A 10,162-nucleotide genomic window follows, 5' to 3' on the forward strand; every position below is an offset into this window, starting at 1 on the left:
GCAGGGTCCTGGGAGAGTAGGTCGTTGCCAGACAACATCGATACACTACGCAAAAGGCACACGCAAAGTAACAGAGCGTGTGCCTTTTGCTGGGTGTCTACTGCTATCAAGTCATCGTGTTCTCAATGCATCGCAAATAAATCTCTGACATACTCATGAATCATGTTTTCCGTTCGTTTACATAACATTTGAATACTTATAGATTCTAGGGTTGTCTCATCACCTATGATATCATTCCACTCTAATGGATAATAACGACTCAGCATACTTAAGTGAAATAAGAGAATAAAATGGATGAATGGTTCTTGGAAATAGTGCTGTAAGGTATAGGGCCATGGAAGTTGGGGACCTATCAGATAAAGTACTTCTGTTTGATGTGTTGATTTTAGTATTTCGGAATATGACTCGCATTCATTCAAAAAGTAAAAGGGCGTACGACCTACTCTTATTGTTTTGTCCACATCCAACTCTAGATGAATGATTTCATCATGAAATTGCATAGTTTCAATCATTTTTATCGGATCGATTCGATGAATCCATTGATCGAATTGTTCGATGGTTATTTTCCACTCGGCGAGTTGATGTCTAGGTAGAATAAAAATTCTCTTTTGATTGTGATATTGAATTGTATCTGCATATAGTTTCTGTGTTACAAATCCTAATTGTTGAAACAGTGAACTTTGTGGAACCATAGACCATAGTTCGCTTATTTGGATCTGTATACCTGCTATGGAAGATGGATCATTAGGGAGTAAATCAGTTTCTCCCAATCCCTTTTGAAGTTGGTATAGATCGTGCATGGCTTCATACCAAGCGATAAATGTCCCGTGCTTTTCAATGCGAATTATATCTTCCAAATATGAATATATCCTCTTTTTTGGGGTTTTTATTGAGATGCCATGCTTTTGAACATGCCGCAAATGGTCGAATTGGGGGTAGGTTAAAATAATTACCGCTTTCGCTAAGTGATTCAGAGCATAATACAGAAGGATAGGGCGAGTTCTGATTGAACATTTTGCTGCGTCGGTAAGTAAGATGTTCATTTGCCGTATGCTGTTAGATAGTGCATAGTAACTATCAAAGGAAGGTTTAGTGTGCTCATGATGGCGATGAATAAATCGAATGGTATCTTTAACGACTAGGGGATTCTCAAATGATTGTAATGAAAATGGGTGGATGAATTTGTCCATAAACTTCAATTATTCCCTTCAGCTTAGAGTTGACATGGTCTATCTGGCTATGTAGACTTACACATAATATCTACCGGAATCTTAGGTTGTATCCAAACTGAGGAGGTTTATTTGTGAACCGCTGGGAAAGTAAATTTAAAGCGGAGGGTCTCACATTTGATGATGTGTTATTGCTTCCGGCTCGATCTAATGTATTACCGCGAGATGTCGATTTGTCTACCTTTTTGACGAAAAGAATAAAATTAAATATTCCGTTGATTAGCGCCAGTATGGATACTGTTACAGAGTCCAAGCTGGCGATTGCCATAGCAAGAGAGGGTGGCATGGGAATTATTCATAAGAATTTATCGATCTCAGAACAAGCTGAGGAGGTCGATAAGGTTAAGCGTTCAGAGAGCGGTGTAATAACGGATCCCATCTATCTAACACCAGATCATCCGATCTATGATGCAGAAGCAATCATGGCGAAGTATCGAATTTCTGGTGTACCTATCGTGGATGGAGAACGGCGGTTGGTTGGGATCTTAACGAATCGCGATTTGCGTTTTGAGAAAAATTATAGCCGATCAATTGGTGAAGTCATGACACGTGAACCCTTGATCACGGCGCCTGTGGGAACTACGTTGGAGAAAGCAAAAGACATCTTGCAACAACATAAAGTAGAGAAACTTCCAATCGTAGATGAAGAAGGTGTGTTGCGAGGTCTCATTACAATTAAGGATATTGAAAAAGCAAAACAATTCCCAAATGCTGCAAAGGATCGGCATGGGAGGTTACTTGTTGGAGCGGCTGTTTCTACTGGTGGTGACGCGTTAGATCGCGCAGAAGCATTAGTACAAGCAGGTGTCGATGCGATTGTCGTAGATACTGCGCATGGACATTCTGAAGGCGTTATTCAAATGGTAAAAACATTGCGCGCCAAATATCCTGAGTTAAACTTAATTGCTGGAAATGTTGCAACAGGAGAGGCCACGCGTGATTTAATCGAAGCAGGGGCGGATGCGGTAAAAGTTGGAATTGGGCCCGGCTCAATTTGTACGACGCGTGTAGTTGCGGGCATTGGAGTTCCGCAAATTACAGCCATATATGATTGTGCATCTGTAGCAAGGGAATATGGGATTCCGATTATTGCTGATGGCGGTATTAAATATTCAGGGGATATCGCAAAAGCGATCGCTGCTGGTGCAAGTGTTGTCATGATTGGTAGCTTATTTGCAGGAACAGAAGAAAGTCCAGGCGAGATGGAGATTTATCAAGGGCGCAGTTTTAAAGTTTATCGTGGAATGGGCTCAATTGGTGCAATGAAAGCTGGGAGTTCGGATCGTTATTTTCAAGAACAAAATAAAAAATTGGTCCCTGAGGGAATCGAAGGTCGAGTGGCTTATCGTGGACCCCTAAGTGAAACTGTATATCAATTGGTAGGTGGGCTTCGAGCGGGGATGGGATATTGTGGGGCACGTACGATTGAGCAGTTACAAAACGAAGCCCAATTTATCAAGATCACTGCGGCAGGATTGCGTGAAAGTCATCCTCACGATGTGCATATTACTAAAGAGGCGCCAAATTATAGTGTATAACTAATGAGGGATGACTCTTGGAAATATGGGCACATCGGGGTGCGAGCGCAATCGCGCCTGAGAACACTATGGCAGCTTTTATTAAGGCTTTTGAAGCTGGAGCTCATGCAATTGAAATTGATATTCAACGCTCTGCGGATGGTGTGCTTGTAGTAATTCATGATGAGACGGTAAACAGGACAACCCAAGGGCGCGGTTACGTATATTCCGCGCCTTTTTCATGGCTCAGACAACTCGACGCCGGGTATAAGTTTTCAGCGCGATTTCGTGGAGAACGTATTCCTACATTAGAAGAAGTCCTATCTTTTGTTGAATCAACTTCTTTATCGCTTAATATTGAATTAAAGATGGGGAAAATGATTTATCACGGCATCGAGGAGCAGGTGCTAGCTGAAATTAAGCGCCACGGGCTCACAAATCGAACGACCATCTCCTCTTTTTACTATCCGAGTTTATTGCGAATTAAAGAGTTGGATGAGGTTCAGCCGATTGCGCTGTTATGTTCTAAATATAGTCCGGTTGCACCGAGCTATGCTAAACAGTTTGGAGCTGAAGCTGTTCACCCACATTGGCGGACTGTCACTCCATCTTATATGAATGAAGCTTTACAACAGGGGATTAAAGTTAGACCTTACACAGTCAATGACTTACATGTGGCAAAAGTGTTTCAAACATGGGGAATTGATGCCATAATTACGAATCATCCACAGCGACTGCGCAGTGTCCTTGGGGTGGGATAACCAAGAATTGTGCACATTATGATATAATTCATGAAGGAAATTCAGGGATGAGCTATTCTTCGGATTTCATGAACAAATTTTTGCTAAAAGAGCGCAGAGAGAAGCGTATAGGAGGGGCAATATGGGTACAACAGTTGGTTCGGAACGCGTCAAGCGCGGAATGGCACAGATGCAGAAAAATGGTGTGATTATGGATGTTATTAATGCAGAGCAAGCGAAAATTGCTGAGGCTGCTGGAGCAGTTGCTGTGATGGCGCTTGAACGCGTGCCTTCTGATATTCGCGCTGCAGGTGGTGTGGCTCGCATGGCTGATCCAAGTATTATTGAGCAAGTCATGAAAGCCGTCTCTATACCTGTGATGGCGAAATGTCGTATTGGTCATGTCGTGGAAGCGAGGATTCTCGAATCACTCGGGGTAGATTATATTGATGAAAGTGAAGTCTTGACTCCAGCGGATGACAAATTTCACGTCAACAAACGTGATTTTACGGTACCGTTTGTGTGTGGGGCGCGCGATTTAGGCGAAGCATTGCGTCGAATTGCAGAGGGTGCATCTATGATTCGGACCAAAGGGGAACCTGGCACAGGGAATATTGTAGAAGCAGTAAAACATATTCGCATGGTGCAAGGTCAGATCCGCAAGGTCGTTTCGATGTCTGAGGATGAATTGGTTGCCGAGGCTAAAAATATTGGTGCGCCGTTTGAACTGTTATTAGAAGTGCACAATACCGGAAAATTACCTGTTGTGAACTTTGCGGCAGGCGGTGTAGCTACTCCAGCAGATGCTGCGCTCATGATGGAACTCGGTTCCGATGGAGTGTTTGTAGGTTCAGGTATTTTCAAATCTGAAAATCCTGAGAAATTTGGTCGTGCTGTTGTTGAAGCAACGATGAACTATAAAGATTATGATCTACTAGCTAAACTGTCAAAAGATTTAGGGACGCCAATGAAGGGTATTGAGCTTTCTACTCTGCAAGCAAATGAGCGGATGGCAGATCGCGGTTGGTGATGAGTGTGACAGTTAAAATTGGTGTTTTAAATGTGCAAGGTGCTGTTTCGGAACACGCAATTCATGTAAGTAAAGTTGGAGCTGAACCTGTATTAGTGAAACATGCAGATGATTTAACAGGACTGCATGGTCTCATTTTACCTGGTGGAGAAAGTACTACGATTGGAAAATTGATCCGCAAATACGGTTTGTTTGAGCCGATCATCGAAGCATCCCAACAAGGATTACCTATATTTGGTACGTGTGCAGGAATGATCTTGTTGGCGAAGCGAATTGAGGGATCAGAGGAGCCACATCTAGCTCTAATGGATGTTTTGGTTAATAGAAATAGTTTTGGCAGACAACGGGATTCTTTTGAAGCTGACATTTTTGTTGAGGGAATGAATCAAGATCCATTTCCTGCAGTGTTTATTCGTGCGCCTCACGTTGTCAAAGCAGGACAAGGTGTACAAATACTTGCAACACTGGATGATCGCATTGTTGCCGTACGAGAAAATCACCTGCTTGCTACAGCCTTTCATCCAGAACTTACAGATGATCTGCGGATGCATCAGTATTTTAAACAGATGGCTGAGTCATACCAAGCTAAGTAACATCGTGAGGGAGGGGAACCTCCCTCATTCATGGCAAAGTTACAGTCTATAGAAGGAGGGATGTCCTTTGCACATTGGAGTCGCCTGTAAAAGTGAGTCATTAGCTTCAATGCTGCTTTCTGTTATTCCTCATGATTACAGAGTGATACAGTTAGATATGAGTTCCTCCTTGACAACGACTTGCCGCGATTTAAAACTTGATGTGATGTTTTACGAAGCGCTTTATCCCACACGGTCTGAATACGCAAAATGGAGAGAGATATCTAAATTTGAGAACACAGATCTGGTGCTTATTGCCCATGGGGCGGAACGTTTTAAAGAGTTAGTTCCAAACTTATATGGTGTAATCGAAGGAACTCAGGAGAAATTATCTGTAGATGTCTTAAAGATTCTTGCACGGGTTAAACAAGATCGGTTGTCTCAACCGCGGCATACTCTTGCTATTCCATCTTTTGGTGAATCCCTTGTTGTTATGCATGGCAGGAGAATTGTATTGACACGAACAGAAATGGCGGTACTTCGCGCATTAATTGAAGCAAAGGGCCACTATGTATCTGCAAAACAATTGGTACATACCATTTGGGGAGATACGGGAGTAGGAAAAAAGGAAGATCTATATGTCTACATCTCGCGGTTAAGGGAAAAACTTGAAGATGATTCTTTGAAATCACGATTGATTGTATCTTCACGAGGTATGGGGTATGCATTTCTTGGCGATGTAAATATGTTACGATCACCAACAAGTTCAGATTAAAGATGAAACGCTATACGGTTCAAGATATAGTCTTTTTATGAGTATAAGGAGTGGAATTCATGTTAGACGCCAAGCTTTTGCGCCAAAATCCAGAACGGGTTAAAGAAGCACTGACAAGGCGCAATGAGTCTGAAGAGACGTGGAATTTATTTCACCGTTTTGCAACGCTTGATCGCGAATGGAGAGAGTTTACGGCACAAGTTGAAACGCTTCGCGCACGCCGAAATGCCATGTCACAAGAGGTTGCTGTTCGCAAAAAAAATCGTGAAGATGCTTCTGATTTAATTGAAGAAACACGCCTTATTGGTGATCAAATTAAAGAATTAGATGATAAAATTCGAGGCTTGGATGAAGAGATTGAATTTATTCTCATGCGTTTACCTAATCTTCCACACGAATCTGTCCCCTATGGAAAATCAGAGGAGGATAATCCGGAGATCAGGCGTTATGGTGCAATTCCGAATTTTGCATTTGAGCCTAAACCGCATTGGGAGATCGGTCAAAATTTGGGGATTCTTGATTTTGAACGGGCTTCGAAAGTAACAGGCTCTCGTTTCGTGTTTTATATTGGTCTAGGTGCGCGTTTAGAACGGGCGTTGTTAAATTTTATGATGGACATTCAAACCTCAGAAAATGGTTATGTAGAGGTTTGGCCTCCTTATTTAGTAAATCGGACAAGTATGGTGGGGACGGGGAATCTCCCGAAATTTGAAGAAGATGTTTTTCGAATTGATGATCTAGATTATTTTTTAATTCCGACAGCTGAAGTACCTGTCACGAATCTTCATCGAGATGAAATTCTTTTAGGAAATGCATTGCCTATAAAATATGCTGGATTTAGTGCCAGTTTTCGTTCGGAAGCAGGGGCGGCTGGTAGAGATACACGTGGTTTGATTCGATTGCATCAATTTAACAAAGTGGAGTTAGTTAAATTTGTTGCACCTGAAACGTCTTATCAGGAATTAGAATTGATTGTGCATGATGCAGAGGTTGTTTTACAGCGCTTACAATTACCATATCGTGTAATTGAAATTTGTACAGGGGATCTGGGCTTTAAAGAAACGAAGAAGTATGATTTAGAGGTATGGTTGCCATCGGCTAACATGTATCGAGAAATTTCTTCGTGCAGTAATTTTGAGGATTTTCAAGCGAGGCGAGCAAATCTTCGATTCCGTCGGACAGAGAAGGCAAAACCAGAATTTGTTCACACATTAAATGGATCTGGACTTGCATTGGGTCGTACGGTCGCTGCTATTCTTGAGAACTATCAAGAAGCGGATGGATCTGTACGAATTCCTGAGGTGCTACGTCCATATTTAGGTGGTATAGAACGAATTTCTCCTGTCGTTACTTGATATACCCGGTATTTCCGGGGGAATAGAGACCCCTTGCAAATCTGTCAGGTTGCTTCTACGCGTAGCATTTGCTACGCGTTTTTTATTATTTTTGGGCGCGTATTCATGAGAGCGTGCATATAGTGTCGTATCGAGAGCGGTGTCCTGTCGTGATGCTCATTTAAAAAGGATTCAATAAGGAGAGAAGATCTGTGGTGACAAAAAAAACGGGCCCAAGAATTATTTTGAATCACATAGAAGATTCTTCGACAAAAACACAATCTGGTATTCAACCGATTCTTACAGCAGGTTCTGCTGCTTCACGTAAGAGTACGGCAAAGAAGCAACGCACACGGCATCCAAATACAAAACCGAGGCATGATGCTCATGTTGCTTCTGCTAAGGAAGCTACAGCGGCACAAGATATGACTCCGACAGTGCCTGGAAGTTCACAAAATCAAAGTTCTTCGAATGAGCCTACAAAGATTTATTTGCGATCCTTTACTTTTGAAGATGAAGCAATGATTACGAAGTTTACACAAGATGAGATTGCCCCAATTTTCAAAGAGACATATGGCATCGATCTGGATATGATGACGGTCTTAAATTACGTTCGTTCGGCACAAACGCGTATGATTCTTGTAGAAGATCAAGTTGCTGGCTATGTTAGTTCAGTACTAGACGACAGTGGCAAAATGAATATCGGCGCACTTGTGCTTGCATCTCCCTACCAAGGGAAAGGATACGGAACAAGAATCATGAGACAAATTGAACAAGAGGCACGTGCCTATGGCGCCGTCGAAATGGAGGTATTTATCCAAGCGACGAATAAACGTAGTCAGGCATTTGCAAAATCACTTGGTTTTGTAGAAGGCCCCCAATTACAACCGCAAACAATCGTAATGATAAAACCTCTTCAACCCATTGTTACTCAACCTGTCGAATGAAGTCTAATTAGGTAGCAGTGTTAAGCAAGTTGAAGGTGTGTAAAAGCGGATGTTGTATGGATATTCCCTATAAAGGAAGATGCGTTCAACCCCAGCTACGCACATAGATGGGTTGAGAAAAACATGCTAACAAGTAGTTTGTCACCACTCGCTGAGCATGATATAATTTCGGGTGCAGTGATTATTCATTATGCACCCGTAGCTCAGGTGGATAGAGCGGTGGTTTCCTAAACCGCGTCTTGCGGGGGTTCGAGTCCCTCCGGGTGCGCCAAAAAATCTTTATATGGTACGGATTCTCAGCCCTTTGAGAATTCGTTTTTTATCTTGTGGCTGCAGAGAAGTCACTTGACTGATGTATCATCTTTCTCAGTTTCAACAGATAACCATTCATCTGCAAACTGCGCCGCCGCCTGCTCGGATTCGAATTATGGGGTGGTGAACAATTTACACGTTCGTGGAATAGAGAAAGTCACCACTGCCGTGTATCTGAACGCGAGTGTTGAAAAACCAGATCAAATCGATCAGACATAACAAAAAATATAAGTATAGTGACTTTGCGAGACACTTTTTCTAAATCGCCGATCAATCAATTCTGCAAAACGCTCAGGTTTACATAAACGATCCATGTTATGCTGAGGTTGAAAGCGCTATTTCAGAATTTATCCCATTTAGATGTGCCCTGAGAAGAGTAGGTCTGTGAAGGTAATCTACTGGTACGACGAAAGAAAAACGGGCAGATCTACCGCCAGGCCACATCTGCCTGCTTCTGTGAATCATCCTCTCATCTCAGGTTGCGTGCACGGATTTGACGTCCCTCTCTTGTAGCTCAGGCAATCGTCCATCTGCACGCAATGATTTATTAATCCATATCGCTGCTTGAGCCCCTTCACCAATTGCGATCATGACTTGTTGCGAATGTGCAACAATATCTCCAACGGCCCAAACGTTTGCAACAGAAGTTTGTTTTGTGCGTGGGTCGACAATGATATGCCCGTTAGCGAGTGTGTCGACGCCTAACTTTTTACCGAGTTCAGAGTGGACACTGTACATGCCAAGTGCGGAAAAGACGAGATCAGATTGAATTTCAGTACCGTCCTGAAGAATGACCTTTTCGATATGGTCGCGCTTCTGGCCGATAAATTTCTTTAAAGGACTATGGTAAATAGGAATATTGTATGTCCTTAATTGCTCTAAAAGATCTTCGTTTATCGTCGTTTGCGGATTGACATTGACAACGGTGATTTCGCGTGACCAGTTTAAAAGCATCATTGCCTTATGCGCAACTCCATCCCCCGTTCCAACTACCACGACCTTTTTGTTGCGGACTTCAAAGCCATCACAATCTGCACAATAATAAATGCTATAGCCAGCCCAGTGATATACGTCTGGAACGTTTGGATGGCGATCCATGATGCCGGTGGCAAGAACGAGCTTACGGGCGCGAACCATGGTGATTTGCTGATTAGATCCTTCTCGGTATTCTTTGCGACGCTGTGCGCTTATTGTAAACAGACCATCTTCATCCTGCTTCACATCTATAACTACTTTTGTAAGAAATTCCACCCCGTAGTGAGCGGCTTGCTGTTTTCCTCTCTTTAACAATTCAGCACCAGAGATTCCCTCCGGGAAACCCAGTATGTTATGGTATTGTGGGGAATAAAAAGTGCGACCTTTACCTCTGTCAATGACTAGGGTTTTCCATCCGTAACGTCCCATATGAATTGCAGTCTGTAAACCTCCGGCGCCCCCGCCGATAATAACTACATCATATAGATTACTCATAAGAATCCTCCGCTCCATCAAGACTGATATTGTTTACACGCAGTATAGCAGATCCGAATATACCCTATAGGGTATATTCGGATCAAATGATACGGTCCATATTGACTATTTGTCGGCGGTCAGTAGAAAGGGTACCTTGATAAAACCGAGGTACCCTTTCTGGTGATTGTACGCCCGGCATGGGCGGAATCTTTAGGGTGTAAGTCCCGAACGGGGGTTGGCGACAAACCTACCGT

9 protein-coding genes and 1 tRNA gene are annotated in these 10,162 nt (G+C 42.8%); 8 read left to right on the top strand and 2 right to left on the bottom strand.

Features of this window, described 5'->3' with window-relative positions:
• Nucleotides 1-122 precede the first annotated feature (122 nt).
• Nucleotides 123-1,190, bottom strand: a complete 1,068-nt coding sequence (locus BM613_RS13465) for a YaaC family protein (RefSeq protein ID WP_281267865.1) — start codon at nucleotides 1,188-1,190, stop codon at nucleotides 123-125.
• Between the two features lie 113 nt (nucleotides 1,191-1,303).
• Between BM613_RS13465 and guaB the strand changes: the two genes are divergently transcribed.
• The 8 genes from guaB to BM613_RS13505 all read left to right on the top strand — a co-directional run bounded on the left by guaB (nucleotide 1,304) and on the right by BM613_RS13505 (nucleotide 8,415).
• Nucleotides 1,304-2,767, top strand: a complete 1,464-nt coding sequence (gene guaB / locus BM613_RS13470; RefSeq protein WP_109431691.1) for an IMP dehydrogenase — start codon at nucleotides 1,304-1,306, stop codon at nucleotides 2,765-2,767.
• A 17-nt stretch (nucleotides 2,768-2,784) separates the two neighbouring features.
• A complete protein-coding gene (locus BM613_RS13475; protein WP_109431692.1) occupies nucleotides 2,785-3,507 on the top strand; it encodes a glycerophosphodiester phosphodiesterase in 723 nt (240 codons plus the stop codon).
• Nucleotides 3,508-3,628: 121 nt separating this feature from the next.
• Entirely contained in the window at nucleotides 3,629-4,516 is an 888-nt protein-coding gene (gene pdxS, locus BM613_RS13480; protein WP_109431693.1) for a pyridoxal 5'-phosphate synthase lyase subunit PdxS, read from the top strand.
• On the top strand, nucleotides 4,516-5,109 hold the full coding sequence (gene pdxT / locus BM613_RS13485; RefSeq protein WP_109431698.1) for a pyridoxal 5'-phosphate synthase glutaminase subunit PdxT: 594 nt from the start codon (nucleotides 4,516-4,518) through the stop codon (nucleotides 5,107-5,109). Before pdxS ends, pdxT begins: the two co-directional genes overlap by 1 nt.
• 67 nt (nucleotides 5,110-5,176) lie before the next feature.
• A complete protein-coding gene (locus tag BM613_RS13490) occupies nucleotides 5,177-5,863 on the top strand; it encodes a winged helix-turn-helix domain-containing protein (RefSeq protein WP_109431694.1) in 687 nt (228 codons plus the stop codon).
• A gap of 59 nt (nucleotides 5,864-5,922) precedes the next feature.
• Nucleotides 5,923-7,218, top strand: a complete 1,296-nt coding sequence (serS, locus tag BM613_RS13495) for a serine--tRNA ligase (protein ID WP_109431695.1) — start codon at nucleotides 5,923-5,925, stop codon at nucleotides 7,216-7,218.
• 191 nt (nucleotides 7,219-7,409) lie between these two features.
• Entirely contained in the window at nucleotides 7,410-8,144 is a 735-nt protein-coding gene (locus BM613_RS13500) for a GNAT family N-acetyltransferase (protein WP_109431696.1), read from the top strand.
• Nucleotides 8,145-8,336: 192 nt separating this feature from the next.
• A tRNA-Arg gene (locus BM613_RS13505) sits at nucleotides 8,337-8,415 on the top strand.
• A 515-nt stretch (nucleotides 8,416-8,930) separates the two neighbouring features.
• Here BM613_RS13505 and BM613_RS13510 read toward each other — a convergent pair.
• Nucleotides 8,931-9,926, bottom strand: coding sequence for an NAD(P)/FAD-dependent oxidoreductase (locus tag BM613_RS13510; protein WP_181363174.1), 996 nt, complete (start codon nucleotides 9,924-9,926; stop codon nucleotides 8,931-8,933).
• Nucleotides 9,927-10,162 lie beyond the last annotated feature (236 nt).

Origin of the sequence: Sulfoacidibacillus thermotolerans (genome assembly GCF_003144315.1) — a bacterium.
GTDB lineage: Bacteria > Bacillota > Bacilli > Alicyclobacillales > SLC66 > Sulfoacidibacillus > Sulfoacidibacillus thermotolerans.